Source organism: Ferrovibrio sp., assembly GCF_965278975.1.
GTDB lineage: Bacteria > Pseudomonadota > Alphaproteobacteria > Ferrovibrionales > Ferrovibrionaceae > Ferrovibrio.
In genome coordinates this window covers 1856470-1876661 of record NZ_OZ257126.1, presented here as the reverse complement: position 1 = coordinate 1876661, position 20192 = coordinate 1856470, and the positions used below count along the sequence as shown (strand labels likewise).

14 protein-coding genes are annotated in these 20192 nt (G+C 59.4%); 2 read left to right on the top strand and 12 right to left on the bottom strand.

Annotated features, from left to right (window positions below):
- Position 1 precedes the first annotated feature (1 nt).
- Complete coding sequence (locus ACQY7X_RS09125; RefSeq protein WP_428249595.1) at positions 2 to 1597, bottom strand: GMC family oxidoreductase; 1596 nt, start codon at positions 1595 to 1597, stop codon at positions 2 to 4.
- A 180-nt stretch (positions 1598 to 1777) separates the two neighbouring features.
- On the opposite strand from ACQY7X_RS09125, the gene ACQY7X_RS09120 reads away from it, so the two are divergent.
- On the top strand, positions 1778 to 2440 hold the full coding sequence (locus ACQY7X_RS09120) for a GntR family transcriptional regulator (RefSeq protein WP_428249594.1): 663 nt from the start codon (positions 1778 to 1780) through the stop codon (positions 2438 to 2440).
- 8 nt (positions 2441 to 2448) lie between these two features.
- Here ACQY7X_RS09120 and ACQY7X_RS09115 read toward each other — a convergent pair whose 3' ends face one another.
- The gene (locus ACQY7X_RS09115; RefSeq protein WP_428249593.1) at positions 2449 to 3840 is read right to left on the bottom strand and encodes an FAD-dependent oxidoreductase; all 1392 of its coding nucleotides are present in this window, start codon (positions 3838 to 3840) and stop codon (positions 2449 to 2451) included.
- Positions 3841 to 3983: 143 nt separating this feature from the next.
- Here ACQY7X_RS09115 and ACQY7X_RS09110 point away from each other — a divergent pair, with 143 nt between their 5' ends.
- Entirely contained in the window at positions 3984 to 5426 is a 1443-nt protein-coding gene (locus ACQY7X_RS09110; protein ID WP_428249592.1) for an NAD-dependent succinate-semialdehyde dehydrogenase, read from the top strand.
- Positions 5427 to 5487: 61 nt separating this feature from the next.
- On the opposite strand, the gene ACQY7X_RS09105 is transcribed toward ACQY7X_RS09110, so the two are convergent.
- The 10 genes from ACQY7X_RS09105 to ACQY7X_RS09060 all read right to left on the bottom strand — a co-directional run bounded on the left by ACQY7X_RS09105 (position 5488) and on the right by ACQY7X_RS09060 (position 20159).
- Positions 5488 to 6318, bottom strand: coding sequence for a carbohydrate ABC transporter permease (locus ACQY7X_RS09105; protein ID WP_428249591.1), 831 nt, complete (start codon positions 6316 to 6318; stop codon positions 5488 to 5490).
- Positions 6311 to 7186 carry a carbohydrate ABC transporter permease gene (locus tag ACQY7X_RS09100; RefSeq protein ID WP_428249590.1) on the bottom strand — a complete coding sequence of 292 codons (876 nt, stop codon included), beginning with the start codon at positions 7184 to 7186 and terminating at the stop codon, positions 6311 to 6313. Before ACQY7X_RS09100 ends, ACQY7X_RS09105 begins: the two co-directional genes overlap by 8 nt.
- An 81-nt stretch (positions 7187 to 7267) precedes the next feature.
- Positions 7268 to 8545 (bottom strand): extracellular solute-binding protein, encoded by a 1278-nt coding sequence (locus ACQY7X_RS09095; protein ID WP_428249589.1) that lies wholly within the window; start codon positions 8543 to 8545, stop codon positions 7268 to 7270.
- A gap of 1236 nt (positions 8546 to 9781) precedes the next feature.
- Positions 9782 to 12490 carry an RNaseH domain-containing protein gene (locus tag ACQY7X_RS09090; RefSeq protein WP_428249588.1) on the bottom strand — a complete coding sequence of 903 codons (2709 nt, stop codon included), beginning with the start codon at positions 12488 to 12490 and terminating at the stop codon, positions 9782 to 9784.
- A complete protein-coding gene (locus ACQY7X_RS09085; protein WP_428249587.1) occupies positions 12483 to 16076 on the bottom strand; it encodes a hypothetical protein in 3594 nt (1197 codons plus the stop codon). Before ACQY7X_RS09085 ends, ACQY7X_RS09090 begins: the two co-directional genes overlap by 8 nt.
- Positions 16073 to 17365, bottom strand: a complete 1293-nt coding sequence (locus ACQY7X_RS09080; protein WP_428249586.1) for a hypothetical protein — start codon at positions 17363 to 17365, stop codon at positions 16073 to 16075. Before ACQY7X_RS09080 ends, ACQY7X_RS09085 begins: the two co-directional genes overlap by 4 nt.
- Before the next feature lie 109 nt (positions 17366 to 17474).
- Complete coding sequence (locus ACQY7X_RS09075; protein WP_428249585.1) at positions 17475 to 17831, bottom strand: hypothetical protein; 357 nt, start codon at positions 17829 to 17831, stop codon at positions 17475 to 17477.
- Positions 17824 to 18513, bottom strand: coding sequence for a hypothetical protein (locus ACQY7X_RS09070; protein ID WP_428249584.1), 690 nt, complete (start codon positions 18511 to 18513; stop codon positions 17824 to 17826). Before ACQY7X_RS09070 ends, ACQY7X_RS09075 begins: the two co-directional genes overlap by 8 nt.
- A gap of 5 nt (positions 18514 to 18518) precedes the next feature.
- The gene (locus tag ACQY7X_RS09065; RefSeq protein ID WP_428249583.1) at positions 18519 to 19385 is read right to left on the bottom strand and encodes a pentapeptide repeat-containing protein; all 867 of its coding nucleotides are present in this window, start codon (positions 19383 to 19385) and stop codon (positions 18519 to 18521) included.
- Between the two features lie 135 nt (positions 19386 to 19520).
- Entirely contained in the window at positions 19521 to 20159 is a 639-nt protein-coding gene (locus tag ACQY7X_RS09060) for a TetR/AcrR family transcriptional regulator (RefSeq protein WP_428249582.1), read from the bottom strand.
- Between the last annotated feature and the right edge of the window lie 33 nt (positions 20160 to 20192).

The window sequence follows — 20192 nt, the reverse complement described above, 5'->3', positions numbered from 1 at the left end:
TTTAAGCCGCCTGGCGGATAAGATCGGATGCCTTCTCGCCGATCATGATGGCGGCGGCATTGCTGTTGCCCGACACCACGGTGGGCATGATCGAGCAATCGGCGACACGCAATCCCTGCACGCCGTGGACGCGCAGCTGATCATCCACCACGGCCAGCGCATCCTGCCCCATCGCGCAGGTGCCCGAAGGATGGAAGATCGTGGTCGCGGTCTCGCGCAGATAGCCGAGAATCTCGTCGTCGCTCTGCACATCAGGACCGGGCCGGAATTCGCTGGCGACATGGCGCGCCATGGCGGGCGATTCGGCGACACGGCGGCAGAAGCGGACCGCGCGGATCATCGCGTCGCGATCCTCCTTTGCCGAGAGGTAATTCGCCTCAATGCGCGGTGGTTGACGCGGATCGGTCGAACGGATTGCCAGTTCGCCGCGGCTGACCGGCTGCAACTGGCAGACCGAGAGCGTGCAGCCCGAAAACGGATGCAGTCCGCCATCGTAGCTATCCAGGCTCAAGGGCTGGAAATGAAACTGCACATCGGGCGATTGCAGGCGCGGATCGGTGCGCACGAAAGCCCCGGCAAGGCTTGCAGCAAAGCTCAAGGGTCCCTTGCGCTGCAGCAGGTAGTCGATGCCGATCTTCATCTTCTGCAGCGGCGAGCGGACACGGTCATTCAGCGTGATCGGCTGATTGGTTTTCAGCACCATGCGCGCCTGCAGGTGATCCTGCAGATTGCGGCCGACACCCGGCAAGGCGCGATAAACCGGAATGCCGAGCGGGCTGAGCCGGGCCGGATCGCCGATGCCGGAGAGTTGCAGCAGTTGCGGCGAATTGATCGCCCCCGCCGAAAGCACGATCTCGCCCTTGCAGCGCGCGGTCTGCATCACGCCATGGCGCTCATACTCGATGCCGATAGCGCGGCGCCCCTCGAACAGCAGGCGGTGCGCCAGGGCCTCGGTCACGATCTCGAGATTGCGGCGATGGCGGATCGGCGCCAGATAAGCCTTGGCAGCACTGCAACGGCGGCCATCCTTCGCGGTCAGCTGGAAATAGCCCGCGCCCTCCTGCTGGCGGCCGTTGAAATCATCGGTGCGCGGCACGCCGGCCTCGGCGCAGGCATTGATGAAAGCCTCGACAATCTCGTAGCGCTCCACCGTATCCGAGACATGCAGCGGGCCTTCAGCGCCGTGATATTCGTCGGCACCGCGCTGCTGGTTTTCGCTGCGGCGGAAATAGGGCAGCACGTCATCATAGGACCAGCCGCGATTGCCGCGCTGTGCCCAGAGATCGAAGTCTTCAGCCTGGCCGCGGATATAGACCAGGCCGTTGATCGAACTTGATCCGCCGAGCACCTTGCCGCGCGGCCATTTCATCTGCCGGCCGTTCAGGCCGGGATCGGCTTCGGTGAGGAAACACCAGTCGACGGCAGGGTTATGCACCAGCTTGTAGAGGCCGCCGGGAACGTGAATCCAGGGATAGCGGTCTTCCGGTCCCGCCTCTAGCAGCAATACGCGGTTCTCCGGCCGCTCGCTCAGGCGGTTCGCCAGCACGCAGCCGGCCGAGCCGGCCCCAACGATGATGTAGTCATACTCGCCGGCCATCACGGCCTCCTCAGAAAATCCAAACCTGACCGTTGGATCATGGATCCATATATTATAAGACTATGACATCCGGTGAAGTTCTGGGTCAATGATGGTGGATCCAGAATGACTCCGGGGGCAGTTTCTTCTGTGCTACAAGGGTCTCACCATCGAAGCCCCGGAGAGTCCATGCGGCAAGCTATGCGATACAAAAGCACCGCTGATTACACCACGGCGGAGATCAGGCATCTCATCCTCAGCGGCGAACTGCCGGCCGGGGCGCCGATCGATCAGATCGATCTGGCGAAGCGGCTTGATGTCAGCCGCCATCCGGTGCGCCAGGCTATCGAGCGGCTTTCCGAGCGCGGCTTCATCTACCTGAACCCGCACCGCAGCGCGGTGGTGGCCGAGATTTCCGCCAACGACATGGAAGAGCTCTATTCCGCCCGGCGCGTGGTTGAGCATTGGGCGATCACCTCGGCCTGGCCGAATTACACGGCGGAAACCCGCCGCCAGATCCGTGACCTTGAGCGCCAGCTTCGCGGCATCAATCCGGCGCAGGACCTCGACGCGTACATGGACGCCAACCGCTCGTTTCACCTGGCGATGTACGAGCCCTGCCGCAACCGCTACATCCTGCGCAACATCATCTCGCTGTTCGATCTCTCGGAGCGCTACCAGCGCACCGCGCTGCTGCACGAGATGCGCATCAAGCGCTCGGCGCAGGATCACGCCGAGATGGTGGAGGCAATCGAGCGCGGCGACTGCAACCAGCTTATCGCATTGCTCACCGCGCATAACTCCGGCACCCAGGCTACGGTTCTCGACAATCTGCATGGTGCGCCGGTAGCCGCGGGCCGCTGAGCGAAAATCTAAGCCGTGCCGCCGAGTACGGCGCCCTGCTCCAGCAGCCGTTCGCGCAGGCGGTCGACACCAACGGCCCGCAGATCGGCCGAGCGGTTCTGCCGCAAGGCCATCGCCGCCAGCGAACCCGCCGCCTGCCCCATCGCCATGCAGCCACCCATCACGCGCGCCGAGCCATGGGCATCGCGCGACGCTGACAGGCAGCGGCCCGCTACCACCACATTGCTGAGCCGCTTGGGCAGCAGGCTCGGCAGCGGGATGTCATACGAACCGCCATGGGCGACCGGGATACGGATCTGGCCGGTGCCATCCTGGTGGATATCGACGTGATGGCAGCCCTTGGCGACGCCGTCGTCGCGCTTGCGCGCATCCAGCACATCCTCGCGCGTCATCACATAATCGCCCTCGATACGGCGGGTTTCACGGATGCCGATACGCGGCGCCAGCCCGGAGAGGCAGGCTTTCTCGAAGCCGGGCACGTTGCGGATCAGGAATTCACTGCATTGCCGCACCTGCTTCACCAGCGTGCGCATGGCAAGGCTGAGCGATTCCGGCTCCAGCGGATTCTTCAATGAGACACGCGTGGCGTTGACGCAGATTTCCTTCCGCGCCGGCGAAGTTGGCTGCATCATGATCAGCGCGGTGGGGAACATCTCGCCGCGCTCGATGGCCTTGCTCAGCAAGTCGCCATTGCCACGCAGGAACACACAGGGCTGACCCTGCTTGTAGATCTCGTCCACGATCTGCTGGTCGGTGCGGCCGCCGCGAATCGCATCGCTCTCGCCCACGGCCACATAAGCCGGATTTTCGCGCACGAAGCGCAGCAAGGGCTCGGTCTCGACGCCGGCCATGCGGAACATCATCGAGACCGGCTGCGGATTGCCCGGGCCTTCATCGGGCAGCATCGGTGCATCGGCCATGTAGCATAGATCCGCATCGCCCGAGGCATCGACGAAAGCCTTGGCGGTCAGCAGCGTGCGGCCGGTCTTGTTGCGGACCACCACGCCCGTGACTTCCTCGCCGTTGCGCACCACTTCCTCGGCCATGGTGTAGAGCAGCACATCCACGCCTGCATCGTAGACCAGCTGCGGAATGGCGATCTTCATGATCTCCGGGTCATAGGCGAAATACTGGATCAAACGCCAATCGTTCAGCGGCGCGACGAAACCGCCCATCTCCCGGCAGATTGCCAGCAGGTCGTTCAGCACGCCGCCGATGATCTGTTCGCCCTTGCCATTGATGGCGCCGTCGATGGTCATGCCAGTGAGCAGTTCGCCGCCCAGCATCGGGCCGCCCTCAACCAGCACGGTGCGGGCACCATTGCGCGCAGCCGCCACGGCCGCCGCGATACCGGCACTGCCGGCGCCCAGAACAACAACGTCATATTCCCGAATCTGCATGACTTCCCGACTTTCTTTCTCTTTTGCCCATAGGGCCGGCCTGGGGAAAAGCGAACAGAATGCTCCGTCCTCGGCGGAGCGGACTATTGCAAATTTGGATCCATAATGCAACATCCCTGATTAAACATGCCTGGGAGAAATAAATGGCCGCCCTCGACTTAACCTTGCTCCGCCAGCAATGCCTGGTGAATGGCACCTGGACCGGCCAGGCCAACCAGGTAATCCGCAACCCTGCCGACGGCAGCGTGATTGGCTCGGTACCCGACCTCGGCGGGGCGGGTGCGATAATGGCCGTGGAGGCAGCCAGTGCGGCCTTTCCAGCCTGGAGTGCCATGGTGGCGAAGGATCGCGGCCTGGTGCTGCGCCGCTTCGCCGACCTGTTGGCGCAGAAGGCCGATGCATTGGCGGCGATTCTCACCGCCGAACAGGGCAAACCGCTGGCCGAAGCGCGCGGCGAGGTATTATCGGCTGCTGGCTATATCGATTTCTTCGCCGATGAGGCACGCCGCATCCGTGGCGAAGTGATCCCATCGCACCGGCAGGACAGCCGCATCCTGGTACTGCGCCAGCCCATCGGCGTGGTGGCAGCGATCACGCCCTGGAACTTCCCGGCCGGCATGGTGGCGCGCAAAATCGGGCCGGCGCTCGCCGCTGGCTGCACCGTGGTGCTGAAGCCTGCACCTGAAACACCCTTCACGGCGCTGGCAATGGCTGCTGTAGCGCAGGAAGCAGGATTGCCGCCTGGCGTGCTGAACGTGATTACCGGCGATGCCGCCGCCATCGGCGAGGTATTCTGCACCCATCCGGCCGTGCGCTTCATCGGTTTCACCGGCTCGACCGCCGTTGGCAAGCAGCTGATGCGGCAGGCAGCGAACGGCGTGAAGAAGATCGGCCTGGAACTTGGCGGCCATGCGCCGTTCATCGTGCTGGAAGATGCGGATCTCGACGCCGCCGTGGAAGGCGCGATGATCGCGAAATTCCGCAACATGGGCCAGACCTGCGTCTGCGCCAACAGATTCTGGCTGCATGCCAGCATCCATGATGCCTTCCTCGAGCGCTTCACCGTCCAAGTCGCCAAGCTGCAACTCGGCCGCGGCGATGCCGCAGGCATCACCCAGGGCCCCCTGATCAACGAACGCGCCATCGACAAGGTGGAGCGCCATATCTCGGATGCACTGACCAAACAGGCCCGGCTGTTGGCGGGCGGGCAGAGATCAACCCTCGGCGGCACCTATTTCGAGCCCACCGTGCTGTGCGATATCAGCGACGACATGCTGATCGCGCGCGAAGAAACGTTCGGCCCGGTAGCGGCGGTCAGCCGGTTCACCAACGACGCCGATCTCGTCACCCGGGCCAATGCCGGTGAGTATGGTCTTGCCGCCTATCTCTATGGCCGCGATCTGAGCCGCGTGATCCGCCTGGCCGAGCAACTGGAATACGGCATGGTCGGCATCAATGCCGTGGCGCTCGGCACCGAACAGGCACCAATCGGCGGCTTCAAGCAATCCGGCATCGGCCGCGAGGGCTCGCATCACGGCATCGAAGAATACTGTGAGATGAAATACCTGCTGGTCGGCGGCATCTAGCCGCCGACATAGACCTTTATGGCGGCGGCGGCATTTAGCCGCCGCTCCATTCTGATGGCTGTCAGCCTTTCACGGAGCCGGCGGTAAGGCCGGCGATCAGGAAGCGCTGGGCGAAACCCGCCAGCAATACTACCGGCAGCAACTGCACCGTCACCCCCGCGAACAGCACGCCCCAGGCGGTACCATCCACCGAACCCATCACCTCGCTGATCACCAGCGGCGCGGTCTTGGCATGCTTGGTGGTGAAGATCAGGGCGAAGAGAAACTCGTTCCAGGAATAGATGAACACGAATAGGCTGCCCGCCGCCATGCCTTGCAAAGCCAGCGGGAAGATCACCTTGGTCAAGGTCTGCCAGCGTGACGCACCGTCAACATAAGCCGCTTCATCAAGCTCGACCGGCACTTCGTCGATGAAGGTTTTCATGATCATGGTGAACAGCGACACCCAGAAGGTGGCATAGAGAATGATCAGCAGCGCGTGGCTGTCGCTCATGCCCAGGAAATCCGCCAGCGGGAACAGCGGCAGCGTAACCACGATCGGCGGCAGCAGGCGCACGGCGATCATGTAGAACGCGCTGCCGGCAAGCAGGCGGCTGGAATAGCGCGAATACGCATAACCGGCCAGAAAGCTGACAAAAGCCGCAAGCAGCGTGGCGCCGCTGGCAACGATCAGGCTGTTACGGAGCGTTTCGAAGAAGCCGCCCCATTGCTGCCATAGCGTGACGTAATGATCGAAAGTCGGCTGGAACAGCAGTACCGGCGGATAGGCGAAAATATCGCGCTCGCGCTTCAATGACGACAGCACGATGAACAGCACCGGCACCGCCGACCACAAGGCCACCAGGGCGAAGGCCAGATAGCGCAGCAGCGTATTGGCGGCCCGCTTAAGCATTCTTGTTCACCATGCGCTTATGCATCTCACGCAGATAGATCGAGGCGATCAGCAGCGAGCCGACCACCATCACCCAGCCGGTGGCCGAGGCGACGCCAAAATCACCGAAGCGGAAACCGGCTTGATAGAGATAGACCGCCAGCACTTCGGTGAAGCGTGCCGGACCGCCCTTGGTGAGCAGCCAGACCTCGGAGAAGATGCGGAAGGCGAAAACCAGCCGGAAAATGATGGCGACCAGGATCGAGGGAATCATCAGCGGCAGGGTGATGCGCACGAAGGTCTGCCACGGTGTGGCGCCGTCGATCTTCGCCGCTTCATACACCGATTGCGGGATCGCCAGCATGCCGGCATAGAGCAGCAGGAAAGTGAACGGCAGATTGTGCCACACGCTGATCACCGAGATCAGCGTCAACCCCTGATAAGGCGCCACCGACCAGTTGAAGCGGCCCAGGCCGATTTCTTCGATCAGGCGGCTGATGGTGCCGAAATTCGGATCCATCAGCATCTTCCAGGTCAGCACACCGACCACTTCGGAAACCGCGTAGGGCATCAGCACGATGGCAAACATCAGCCGCGGCAACGGCACGCCGCGCACGAACAAGGCGGCCAGGGCCAGGCCCAGCACGATTTCGGCATAGACCACGGCATTGACGACGATGAATGTGTTGAGCGACGCGCGCCAGAAATAGCGGTCCTCGAATATCTTGCGATAATTGTCGAGGCCGACGAATTCCAGACTGGTGCCATAGCCGGATTGATTGAGGCTGAGCCACAGCACATAGAGCGAAGGCAGCGCGATCACCGCCAGCAGCAATAGATGCACCGGCGCCAAAAGCATGTAGGCAAAGAAGTCTGGGCGGCGCGTCACGGGTTCGGAATCCTGGGCTACCGAGGCAAAAAATTCGGCGGGAGCCGGGCGAACCCGCGCTCCCGCCGCTGTGTTACACTATCACTTCTTGGTCAGTGGTTCGATACGCTTCTGCATCGAAGCCGCTGCGTCCTTCGGGCTCTTCATGCCGATCACAGCCGCCTGCGATTCCTCGCGGAAGATCGCCAGTGCTTCAAGCGAGGCATTGAATGCGGATGGCACCACCAGCGCCTGAGCGATGGCACGAGCTTCCTCCTTGGTATAGGGCAGACGCTCCTGCAGACGCTTGTCGCTGTAGGCGGCCGGGCGCACCGGGCCATTGCCGTTGAGCGCCACCAGCGTGGTGTTTTCCGGCCCGGAAAGCTCGCGGGCAAGATCCCAGGCCAACTCCTTGTTCTTGGAGTTCTTCGGGATCGCCATCGACCAGATCTCGGTCATTGCCGTGCCGTCGCGCTTGGTGGCGGGATCAGAGGGCAGCACCATCACATCCACGGCGCCGGCGGCAAACTTGGATGCCTTTGGATTATTGTAGACCGTGTAGCGGGCGAAGGGATCGATCGCCATGGCGGCACGGCCGGACTGCATGGTGGTGATCACTTCGTCGATGCTGAGCGAGGCATAGTTGGTCGGCAGTACGCCTTCCTTATACAGCGTCGCCATCACGGTCAGCGCCTTGATCATTTCCGGCGAATCCGCCTTCACCTGCATCTTGCTGTCGATCAGCTCAGCGCCATACATGTTCAGGAAAGTGAGCACCGCGAGATGCTCGTCACCCGAGTTCATGGTCAGGCCGTTGACGCGAGTGCCGTCGGCGCGGGTGTAGGTCAGCTTGCGGGCATATTCCACCACCTCATCCGCATTCTTGGGCGGACGGGTGAGGCCGCGCTCCTTCAGCAATTCAGTGTTGAAATGCAGGCCGGTGGTGGCGTGGCGGAACGGGATGGCCGTCAGCACGCCGCCATAGCGCATGGCGTTCAGCAGGTTCGCCGGAATACCATCGAAGGCTTCAATCGGCGCCTTCTTCTGCCAGTCATCCAGCGGCTCGAGCAGCACGCTCACCTTCGGCGTGGCGAACTTGTTGATGACAAAGGCCAGATCGATCGAAGTTTCACGCAAGGAGAGCTCGCGGAACAGGCGGTCATGCATCGGCTCGATATTGGCGCTGATCCAGTTGAGCTTGACGCCCTTCTTCTTCGCCCATTCGCCGGCGATATCGCCGCCCGTGGTGCCAGGCACAAGACCGCGCGACACATTTTCATGAACCTTGTGCGACAGGACCGTGAGCGTCACTTCCTGAGCCATGGCCGCAGAGCCGAGCAAACTGGCGGCGGCGAAGGCCACCGCGAAGCGCTTGAGCATGTTTTTTCCTCCTTTTTGAATTTTGAAGCCTTAATCATGGATCCAATCATGGCCGGCAGGTCGCGTCAATAGCTGGATGAGCTGTCCGGGCACTGCCTGCCTCGTTAAATTCCAGAAAATCCATGAATGACTAGGCGGATCTCCAAGACCCGAGCAAAACCCCATGGTCGAGTCGGCGCCTTTCGCCCCTCCAGCTGGCAGGACTCCCCTTGAGCAAGGGGCGCAGGCCTGGTCCGGCCGCGAACGATCTCACTCCCCTCAGCAGAAGAAGTCCGCGCCGACGCAGCTGATTCGGCAACCCTGCTGACCAGAACGCCGGCATTAGGCTCGATCATAAATCTACCTGGCGCTGGCCACCGATCAGATCTGGATGACTCGGGCCCAGTCCTGTTTCGCTCCGGCCCTCCTCGGCAGAGTGGCCAGTTCAGCCATAGCTTCGCACAAACGAAAACGCCGCCAGGCGGAACCTGGCGGCGTTTTTGATTTGGTTGCGGGGGCAGGATTTGAACCTGCGACCTTCAGGTTATGAGCCCGAAATGACCCGTCCAACGCCGCGATTTGCGAAAGCCCACTCCAGTGATTTGAAGCACTTAGGCACATTCGCTTGCACTCGCTCAGACCACTTTGCATCCGGCAGTGGAGCAAAATTGGAGCACGTGGAGCATAACAGAAGCCGCGAAGTGCAGCAATGAAAGTGCTGCCTGATAGGCGGCTTGGCCAGCGGGGCCGCTTCGATGGTTATGTCCTCATATAATAACCAAGCCGGATCCTGTAACCCGGCACGCCGAACTGCCGTCTAACACTATACGGACATGTTAGATGGAGCCTCGCCATATGATCGACCCAATTTTTGCTCACCCACTGCTCGACCGGGAAGCGCTCGCTAAACGCTGGAACTGCTCGGTTTCTTTATTGGAGAAGCTACCTGCGGAGAAACTCCCGCTTCGGATCTGGGTGGCTCCAGGCAGGGTCATGTATCGCCTGGTTGACGTTATTATATATGAGAGTCGCCAGGTCGGATTTGGCCCCGCCGCCTTGGTCGGCGACGGGTTGGACCTGGCCCAGCTCGTCAGCGCCGTCAGGCTACAGATCCAGCAGGAGGCCACCCGAGTCGGCTCACATAGCCCAAACCCGTATGCGGGAGTGTCGGCTCCGTCGGGGCGCGGCCGCCGGCCTAGGGCGGCGAACACCAACTAAGCCCCCCTTGCGCTATTCAGGCTCTTTTCTGGATTAAAGTTAATGCGTGTCGAGTAACCTCAGTTCGTGAAGCGGGTACGGCTGCGAGGTTGCATAGCTATACTGAGTGTGGACATTGCGCAGCTTATGCACCATCGACAACAGATAGCCCGCATCGTCCCCCGACTGCTTGAAGATGACGCAGAACTCATCGAGCTGCGCGGACAGACGACCAGTGGAATAGTCCACCTTATTGTCGCCGCTTACCGGATGCCTGGAGATGTTTGCCGCGTAATGCGACTTCGTCGAGACTGTCGGCGGCTTTGACTTCAAGGCATAGAGAGTCCGTGCCGCATCCCCCCACTTGAACATGCCGGATGGCCAGGCTGTGTCCTTGTCGTGGAAGTAGTGCGGCTGCTTCCTGCGATCGGGGCTGGTCCTGACAAGGGTCAGGTTCGGCAAATCGGCAGGCGTGAAGGTCTGTCCGCCAATCCTGAGTTGGTCGAAAGTCAGCGAACCGTTCTGGAGGCTGGGGATACGGCTGACACTTGTCTCCATCTCGGTGATGACAAGAGATGGCTGCCCCACCTCATTGATGCCCTTCAGTGCAGCGGCGAAGAAAGTATTGAACTTTGCGACATTCTCTTCCTGCCGCCCTCGGCTGAAGGGGGAGTAATCTTTCGTCAGCATGCGCAGGACGGCATTGGGATAATGCACCCATTGCGGCTGCCCGTCATCGGCAGGCAACGCGCACTCCAGAGCGCCCTTGTTCACCCTCATTGCAAGCGGCAGAGCAAAGCTTTTGGAATACCCTCCAGCATCGCGGGTCTCATTCTTTTGCAGGACAGTAATTGCCGCTGGCAGAAAGACCATGTCGCTGACGGGAATGGTGCCGAGCATGCGGAAACAATCGCGCATCGCGGCCAGATACTTTGCTCGCTGGCGCTCTTCCCATTTTTCGAGCACGGCTTCACTCTTACCGACCGGCCTGTCTTCTATAAGGTAGACCTGAGGCAGGATATTCTTGGCCGCTAGCTCCTGGCGGGCCATTCGGAACGGGTCCACGCGGTCATCGTCCCGCATGCTCCCCGGCATTTCCAAGATTGCACAGGCAATCGCATCTGCGTTGACCTGGAAGGACGCTATGTAGGTCCCCATCTTCTTTCGCGATTCGTCGAAAGCCTCTGTTCGCCGGAGCTTCCGAATCTCCCGTTGTGCCTTCTCGGTCCGACCTTCCTTATCACCATCAGACAGCGTGATGGTGGGCAGTGCTTCAGACAGGACGCCTGCAGCTGCCGCACGGATATTAATTGTCAGGCCTTCCCACTGAAGCGAATGTCCTTCACCAGTGACGCATGGCCCCAGATATTCCTGCAGGACACTCGACATGACCTCAGGCGTGTCGTCTCGCCGGTGGAGAACATAAAGGTCGAGTACAGCAGTTTGCCTGCCGCCAGCCAACAGGGCTCTCGTCAACGCAGCCCGGCGCTTAGGCCAGTTGTCTTCTTCCCTTTGTTCGTTTGTCTCGAAGGGAAGCTGAATATTCGTCCTGGGCTGGTTGAAGCGCTTGATGGGTTCGCTCTGTTTCAACCCGATGCTGGACAGGACTTTGTCCAGCGACGTGACAATATCGAAGCGATCGTTCCACGGAATGCCGGTACCCCCAGCGGGCTTTCGGTCACCATGGTTGGTTCCAAGCCGCGGCATGACCCACAGGCCATCCCGATCGATGACGGGCTTCAATGCGGACTGGTCAGTGTCGAAGGTTTGCCCGGTAAGCGTCTTCAGCAGTTCGATGACTTCAACTGAATCATCGTGCTTCCAAACTGCTTCGAGGGGCTTTTTCCCATTCTCTCCAGGCTCTGCATCTCGATCGTAGCGTGCACCGACATCGAAAGTGGTGTGTTTGTGGACACCTTGGCCTTCGCCGTCCGGGATGAACACTTCCAGGCTACGGAAATCGCCGTCATAACTAGTCGATCGGTGGACTGGACCCCAGTTACGAATCCTGGGGTGCGCCAGAATGTAAATACCCTTCTTTTCCGGGAAGGTGCCCGTGGTGACGGTGATGACCTCCGACCAGGCCATACTGCTGTCATCGCTTCTCGGCGGGAAGGCGACGAGTTCAATGCCGTTGAACATGTCTGACAGACCCGCGCGCGAAATCAGGCGGCGGGCCTCGCCACCGCGAAACTGAATGCACTGTCCAGCTAGGGTATGAGCTGCATAGGCTGTCGCTGCGTCCCAGAACAGGCGGTCGACCGGACGACCGCAAATGCCGCCATGGTCTTCCTGCGCCGTACTGACGTCGATCGTCTTCCAGTTTGCATCGACGTCGACCGTGTCAGCAATGCGGGTACGCAACCCCGCGTCTTTCTTCGGGTACAAGATAAATAGCCAACGCAGCAGGCCGACCTTCACTCTGCGGCGTGTGGTTTCGGCATCCTTCAGGTCACCGATGAAGTACAAGCTCAGGGTTTCCTTGGCATCGCCCCTCTCGTAGTCGTGCTTGATGTAAGCTACGTCAGGGACGAACCACGCCATGATTTCCGGCAGTCCGCGCTTCAGAACCCGAGAGCCTCTGTCACCAAAGCTGCCGACCTTCTCCTCCGTCCACTGTAGCATCTGAAGTTGTGCTTCGACCGGGAGTTTGAACCGCGTCAGCCGGATGAATCGCGGAAGCCCTTCCGTAGACCAGGCCGCGATGCCCAAATCTTTAAGAACTTCGGTCTTCTTGCGGGTCTTCGTCGGCTTCTCGGCATCAGACATAGTTCAGATCCTTCGTTGCGCTCAGGGCATCGTGGAATGGTCCATACAGGAGGCGCGCGACTTCACTTTCATTGGGATTGATGTTGGGGTCGATGGCTTGTTCGAGTTGCCAGATTGCCTGAACGATGGCGCTGGTCTCAGGACGGTCCTTCTGACCATTGAAGGACATCGGGGCAAACTGCCGGTCGACGAAGCCGACGAAAACAGGGCAGCCATTTCGTATTCCGCGGCCGATGGTTTGCCAAAGCGGCGTAAGCATGTCCCAAGCGAACTGGGCTTTGTATTCGGCTGGCAGCATGCTGTATCCACCGCGGTTGGCCAGGCTGCGATAGACTTCATTGCGGGCGGCATAGCGCATGCGACGGGCGCGCACGGCGATGGAAATATCGGCATCACCTTCACCGAACTTCATCCCCTTCTCGTAACGCTCCATCGCAAAGCGATTCAGACGGCCAATAACAGGCCCCAGGTCATCCGGTCGAGGATGCGGCCGGTGCAGGAAGTAAATTGAGGAGATGGCCGCCTTCAAACCACGGTTGAGAATGTTGTGCCCGCGCGCCACAACCTGCATCGGGGCGACCAGGATAGATCGCTCCGGCATGTCACCGAAGCTCTCAACCAGAGACCGTGGCAGGGGCTTGGCGCGCGTCGGCGTCGGCGCGCCAAGCTTAACCCGGTCATCGCCTTTGTCTGGCGTCAGGCATCGGACAACCCAGTCGGTGTACCCGTGGCCCTCGAGGACTTGCGCCAGGGTGTCGGCGACAACGGCCGCGTCCGCATAGGAGTTCGTCACCAAAAGCGCACGGCGGCGATCGACAATATCCGACGCCCCCCACTTTTCCTCCATCCGGCGCCAATGGTCTTCCAGGGCATTGCTATTACCCCTGGGAATGGCGAGCTGGGTCGCAGCGAAGGCGAGATTCTCGCGGCGCTGTTTCTCCGGCACACCGGATACCCGCACCTGCCCTCGGTCGCCATGAGGAATGTAGACAAGAGCGAACTGTGAGTTTCCGATTGCCTCCAGTTCAGCTTTCGGCTGCATCAGGATACCCTTGACAGGAACCTGAATATCGAAGCTTGGAGACGATGCATCGATGAGCTTCCCCGACTTGCGGTCGCGGCGACGATTACTGCCGCCGGACCAGCTCGTGCCTGAAAGCATCAGCACGTGTGGTCCTGCCTGACCTTCGGCTGCGAGGAGGTCATGAAGATGGGTAACGAGATGACGCCCAACGCCCAGGTGGTTGACCAGCGTCAGCTTGCCACCCATGTCGAGTTCCTTCTCCTGTGGCGGCATGTCGTAGAAGAAGCCGAAGACGGCACCTGCCGGGTTCGTCGGAAGTAAAGTCCGGTAGTTGCGGATAAGATTGTTCGCCTGGGTAAAGAGCTGTTCGTCCTCGATGGAGAAGTCGGCTGCGACAGCTGGTTGCGACCGTATGAGCCAGTTGTACCGCGACAGTGCATGGTCGGCGACGACTGCGAGCAGCAACGCCAGAGCATTGGCGCGAGGCGAAACGCGGTCGGCCGGACGAAGCACTTCATCAGGAGATCCCCCTTCCGAGGATGCATTGAAGACTTCAAGATCCGTCTTGAGCAGGTCCTGGATGTCTTGGACCAAGTCTTCGTAGTAATCGGCGACGAGAACCTGATCCCCCAATGCCTGCAAGCGCTCGCACGCTGATTTGAAAGCCGGATTATTGAACTTCTCTTTTAGTTCTTCGCTATTGAGTTCGATTTCTTCCTGCGATGCCGCAGAGCCGTTTCGCCTGCCCACAATGGAAGTGGCGACTTTGATGACTTCGAGGAATTCGTCTTCTGCCGCTTCTTCGTCCATCGGCTGGTCGAGACCGGCCTTTTCGCGGATTTCCTTTCGCCGAATCCACAGGTCATACAGGATGCTCGCGGCAGTGAACGACCGGCTGTGGTAGAAGGACTTCAGGTCAACATCTTCGTTCTGTAGCATGGCGTAAATCATGCCAATCAGCTTGAAGAAGGTATGGAAGCTGGACTGCCACTTGGCATTCATCTCGCGGCGGAACTGAATTCCGCTTCGCTCTCGCAGGGATTCTGAGGTCTTCGCACCGATTGCTGGGGCATAGACGCCCCGCTCGTCTCCCATGATGGGGGCACGTGGGGAGAAGATGTCGTCCATCGACTTCTGCATGCCATCGACCTCGTCGATGATGACTAGGTCGGTGGTGAACTGAAGAAGCTCAGGAATGGTGATCCGCTCGTTGGCAACCCACTTGTCCGGCGACATATGCACGAATGCCTGCGGCGTCATGATGACAACCTGGGCGGTCACGGCAGTCCGCTGCTGTTCCTGAGCCGGGCAGCTTGCCCATAGGGGGCAGGACTTGCCAAAGGACAGGTCCATGTCGGTGTCGTAGGTTTCGCCATCGTCCTCGTCGCTGTCATCTACTTCAGCCTGCTGAAGTCGGTGGCAGGGCTTTTCGCGCAACAGCGGGAAGCGGCCGAACTCGGCACCGCCACGAATGACCTTGGGTTCGGACTGCATGCCGTCCAGTGGGCAGGCGACGCTGAAGCCTTGAGTGATGTCGCCGATTTCTGACAGCGACCACCCGGTCTTTGTCTCGCTCTGCTGCCAGTGAATTGAGTTCAGGTGGTATTCGCGATTGTAGAAACTCGACAGAACCGTCGATGTGACACCGTGCTTTCTCAGGCGGGCCGATACGGTTGCACCTTGAATAGTGTCGCTGACCAGCATGGCTATTCGCTTGTCGGAACGCCTCAGGGTCAACGCGAACAGGATGCCCCATACCAGCGTCGACTTTCCAGACGAGAGCATACCAACCAGATGAACGGCGCCTTCCAGCGAGATTGTGCCATCTTCAAAGAAGCCGTCCTGAAGTCCCTGCAACTGAAGCCGCTTCAGACGTTCACGAAGTTTCAGCGGCGGCAGGCTCCCCGGCCAGTCTGACATCGCCTCCCGCTCATCCACCTTCTTGGCCGCCGCGTCGAGGTCATCAAGCGAAATGCGGATTGCTGCATTCTTTGCGCGGCGAGCCAGATTGTACTTGGTCAGGCCATCGAGCTGCTGCTTGGGTACTGGCGGGATGTCGTAGGACAGATAGGCTTCGCCATGTTTCAGGCGGACTTTTGCTTCGCCTTCGACCGCGACCGTTGCGCGGCGCTCCTTCCAGGGAACTGAGCTCTCCAGCGTGGTATCCAGCAGTTCCAGGACAGACGCGGCTGCCGTGGCGCGCTGGATCGGTTTCCTGTCAACGATGTTATAGCAGCGCATAGTCTCCGGCAGATTGGAATACGCCCTAGTTGCCTCAATCCAGGCCGAAATCGAACTGTATCGGCTGGCGATATGCCGCAACGTATTGAGCTCACCTCGCACCTCGTCGGAATCGCAGGCATTCAGCAACTTCGGGTAGCCAGACATCAAGAATGGTACGGCGGCAGTCTGTTCATCTGGCAAGGCATTGGCAACGAAATGCAGGCAAAGCTCCGTTATGCCCAGACTGCGAATGGCATTGACTTTCAGATTGCGAGCGGCCGGATCGACCTTGAGCAGGCGCTTCTTAAACTCCTCGATGAAGACGCTGTCAGTTTTCACTTCCGGCCCTCCAACTTGGCTACCAGACCCGAAACGGTCTGGATATCGACAGGGGAATTGCCTGCCGATGCACGCATCGTCGTAAACCGCTCCTCGAAGCCTCTATCCAGTTCACTCTGATAGTCCGGCACGACTAGGAAGCAGTCGTGCGAGCGCTCGTAGCCGTTGAAGCCTTTGAAGCGCACGGCCAGCCGGGCGGTCGACACATGGTCTTTCACGTCAACGGCGATTTGGCGTTTGCCGTCTGGCGAGGTCGCCACCAGGTCGACCTGGTCGAACTTCGGCCAGAGCGTGCAAGTCCAGCCCAGACTCGAAAGCGTCCGTTCCAGTTCAAGTTCTGCTTGGCCTGGCAAGCACCAGAACGTCCGGAACGCCCGCTTCAGGTACCGCATGCCTCGACGATACTTGAGTTTCTTGAAATCACTTGACCGCGCCATGCGGATTGCAGCGGGGTCGCGACTCTCGGTGTGGTAGCCACGCAGTTCGGGCCGCAGGATTGTCCCGGTGACCTTGCAGACGGGCACCTGGCCATCAACTGCCATGCCCTCTGGCAGGCGTTCGTAGAAACGATCCACGATTTCGTCGAGGCGGTCCACGCCAGCTAGGATGGGAGTGTCGGCCAACAGCAGCGGCCAGCCGGCGTCAAGGATGGGATGGCTGATGACGATCTGGCGCCAGGCCCGATAGACATCCGGGCCATCGCTGCGGTCGTGGCAGATGGCGAGCAATTGCTGGAAGCCCTGGTTTTCATCCAGCTCCCGCTCAGGCTCCTTCCCGTCTATGGCCAGTGCCAGACATTCAACGGTGATTTCACCGCCTTGAAGCAAGCGCGCAACAACAAATTCCTCGCCGACATCCCAGGACATGTCGATGCCCCATTCAAACATCGGCTTCTGCGCGATCTGGACAAGCTGTTCGAGACTGGTAGGCCAGCGTTGCGAGCCGTCGATGATGTTCTTAGCCGCTCCCAGGTCCAGAGCGCGCTGCACCGACACAGGATACGGGGCGATCAGAAATCCTTTTTCGTCAATTCGGGCCTGGAGGTCCTTCAGGGCGCGCGCGCATAGGGACACCAGCTCATAGTCGTTTCGGATCGGCTTCGGACCAGCCTCGCGCTCCTTCAGGCGGGCAACGACATCGTCAGGGACGATGACTTCACCGAAGTATCTGTAGAGGCTCGCCCTGCCGATGCCGAGCGATGCTGCGGCTGCGGACTTCCAGCGCCGACCATGGCCGCGCTGGGTCGCGAAGAGGCTCTCACAACGCTCATAAAAAGTCCGACCGTCCACTGATTCGCTCCACTGAGACAGAGCGGACGATAGTGTATCAAGTGTCTCAACGCAATCGAATTATGTATAAATGCGCGATCTTACTTACAGCATGCACGCAAAAGATTCATTAAGTCTTTATTTTCCCAGGCATGTTCCGGGTTTCGCTCAGCACCTTTTCCAGTAGCTTCGCCAGTTCCGTCATCGCCTCGGGTGCTGGACGAGCCTCCGGATCGAACACATCCCGACTGTGGTCGGCCATAAGGTCGCCCCGAGCGGACGCTTCCATGAGCACGGCTGCGATCTTGCGAATGTTGTTCGTATCAGGGTATGCGGCCTCAGCTAGCGGCACCCAAGCCTGGATTGCATCACGGGTCATGCCTGCGAGCGGCGCCGCAGACCCAAAAGCGGTGTTCACTGGCGTGATGAATGTGCGCTCCAGGCTCACGCGGCCTTTGAAGCGCCTCCGGCGAGTGCTGTTATCCATTGGCCTGCCTCTTACCCATTTCAGCCATAATATCAGAAATCCAAGGGGTGAGCCGCTCGTACAGGCCCCGGACCAATCCTGCCGTCGCAGCGAACGGTGGTGTCAGGCCGCGCTGGCTAGCCATCCTACTCTCCATCGAGATCTCATACTCATCAACTGAAATTGGGCATGGCCGGACGCCATTCAACTTGAACGGCGAATAGCGCGAAAAATCGGGCTTCTCATTGAGAGTCGACGATGCGGACATGGCGATATTCCGTAGACATACATAAATTAGACCACATTCATAGACTGCATTCCGCTCGTTTGCCGCAATCTGCTCCGGGATACCCAGGAGCACCTCATAAAACGACTCCACATCAAGCACGGCATCCCGATATTCGCCTGGCACACCGTATTGTTTGAGGGTGATGTCATCTTCGAACAGCGGCTTCGTTTCGGCGTAAAGATGCCAGGCGAAAAGCTCCCCATTTTTGAACATCTCACCAAGGCGGTTATGCCCATACCACGAAATTGATGGCTTGAGCTGGCTGTATGCTGCGGGCACATGACGCAGCACTTCCTCATCAGCAACTGTGCCACCGCCATTTCTCACGATAGCAAGCAGATCCAGGTCGCTGCGATCATCTTCATCGCCGCGACCGACTGAGCCAAAAATATAGACTGCGGAAAGGTGGCCCATTGCACTTATCTATGGGAAATCGTCTTGAACATCACAGAGATGAACAAGCCCACATAAATATAGCGCATTGCACTGATGATGTAGTCAACAATGAGAAAGCCGCGAAACTGCTCGTCGGGGAAGACATCGAAGAATAGTGACAGCGTATACTTCAGGATTAGTAAGCCGCCTTTGGTCTCCGCCCAGGTCTTGGCCGGCAGTACTGCCCAGAAATTGATGATGGTCAGCAGCACCAGAAAGATCACCGCGCTGATCAGAATTTTAACAGGCCGCTCGCCGTTGCCCCAGACGAAACCACTGACTGTCAGGCGCGCTAGGTTCCAGCCTGATTCGAGCTTTGACAAAACGGACGAGTACTTCAACTTGTAATAGGAATCTGCGCCGGAGAGGGCACGCCGGTAATGCAGCTTGGTAGACTCGATCTCATCGAGCACAATCAGGCGCAAGCTTGCATGGTCGCCGGTCTCACTGGCATTGGCACGCAGGTTCATCAGGCTCAGCTGGCGGATGTTGGGTTCCATCGGCAGCGCAGCAAGAATTTCCTTGATGTCGATTTCACACTTGGTGAATCGAGCATGACTCAAGTCGCAGCCGAAAAGATTGGCGCGCCGGAAATTGCAGTCGACGAATTTGGCTCCTGTAAAATTACAATTCCGGAAAGTAGCATTGCGGAAATAGCCACGCTCAATAATCGAATAGGAAAAATCACAACCGGAGAATTCTGCGCCCAGCGCATTCAAGTCTTTGAAATGCCGATTCTTCCATGACTTTCCCTCAACCTTTGCACGCGCCATATTTTGCCGCTGCACCAGCGGCACTTCATACTGATTTGCTTCGTCTTCGGACTTGTCAGTCATGATCGGGCTGTTCACTCTTAGATGAACTTTCTCCATACATTGTCGTAATTACCGATGCCTCTGCAACCCCAAAGACAGACTATCGCCATAGAACTCAACAATTCATTGAAGATGCCTCTGCCATTCATATAAATAAGCACTGATGCCTAATCACAAGCGCCTGGTCGCTAAATCAAGCACGGCACCACGCACAGCCACTTCCAGATGAGTGAGGTCCGCGTGGCGCCGCCGGCTGTTGCTGAGCTGGAAAGTCAGTCCGAGTATTTGCGCGGCAATTAGGGCTGAGCGGCTGTTCAGTTCTCGCTCGCTTGCGGTGGGATCAATCTCGCGGACCAGCTTTTTAAATCCCCGCCTCGCCCTCGCCATCATCCGGTCTAGGATCGCGGCAGCCTTGGCATCTTGTACTGCTAGCGCCGCAACCTCCAGAAATAGCCGCTGCGTGGAGGCCGACTTAATGTCCTCGATGAAGTAATCGGCCAATGCGGCGAGCTGCTCGGAAGCACTGCCTTGGCTCAGGGACGCCGCCACCCCATCAATATGGGCCTGGTAATTCTCGAAGCTATGCACCAGCAAGGCCTCTATAAGCTGATCCTTGGTCTTGTAGTAGTGCTGGATGTTGCCCAGCGTCGCACCAATCCGGGCGGCCACCGCCCGCATCGACAGCTCGGCATAACCGACCTCGGTCAGGATCGCCCTCGCGGCGGCCAGAATCTCGCGAACGCGTTCCTGGCCCTTAGGCGTGACGGCCACCGAAGGCCGCTGGATTGTGCGCTCGCTGGTGCTGCTCATCGTGCGATCTTAACTCCACCACCCCAGCAATGG

Bases quoted from the DNA above. Each gene is read 5' to 3' on its own strand.
- ACQY7X_RS09075 (WP_428249585.1), bottom strand. From the start codon at position 17,831: ATGGATAACAGCACTCGCCGGAGGCGCTTCAAAGGCCGCGTGAGCCTG.
- ACQY7X_RS09120 (WP_428249594.1), top strand. From the start codon at position 1,778: ATGCGATACAAAAGCACCGCTGATTACACCACGGCGGAGATCAGGCAT.
- ACQY7X_RS09090 (WP_428249588.1), bottom strand. From the start codon at position 12,490: ATGTCTGATGCCGAGAAGCCGACGAAGACCCGCAAGAAGACCGAAGTT.
- ACQY7X_RS09105 (WP_428249591.1), bottom strand. From the start codon at position 6,318: ATGCTTAAGCGGGCCGCCAATACGCTGCTGCGCTATCTGGCCTTCGCC.
- ACQY7X_RS09095 (WP_428249589.1), bottom strand. From the start codon at position 8,545: ATGCTCAAGCGCTTCGCGGTGGCCTTCGCCGCCGCCAGTTTGCTCGGC.
- ACQY7X_RS09115 (WP_428249593.1), bottom strand. From the start codon at position 3,840: ATGCAGATTCGGGAATATGACGTTGTTGTTCTGGGCGCCGGCAGTGCC.
- ACQY7X_RS09110 (WP_428249592.1), top strand. From the start codon at position 3,984: ATGGCCGCCCTCGACTTAACCTTGCTCCGCCAGCAATGCCTGGTGAAT.
- ACQY7X_RS09070 (WP_428249584.1), bottom strand. From the start codon at position 18,513: ATGGGCCACCTTTCCGCAGTCTATATTTTTGGCTCAGTCGGTCGCGGC.
- ACQY7X_RS09060 (WP_428249582.1), bottom strand. From the start codon at position 20,159: ATGAGCAGCACCAGCGAGCGCACAATCCAGCGGCCTTCGGTGGCCGTC.
- ACQY7X_RS09125 (WP_428249595.1), bottom strand. From the start codon at position 1,597: ATGGCCGGCGAGTATGACTACATCATCGTTGGGGCCGGCTCGGCCGGC.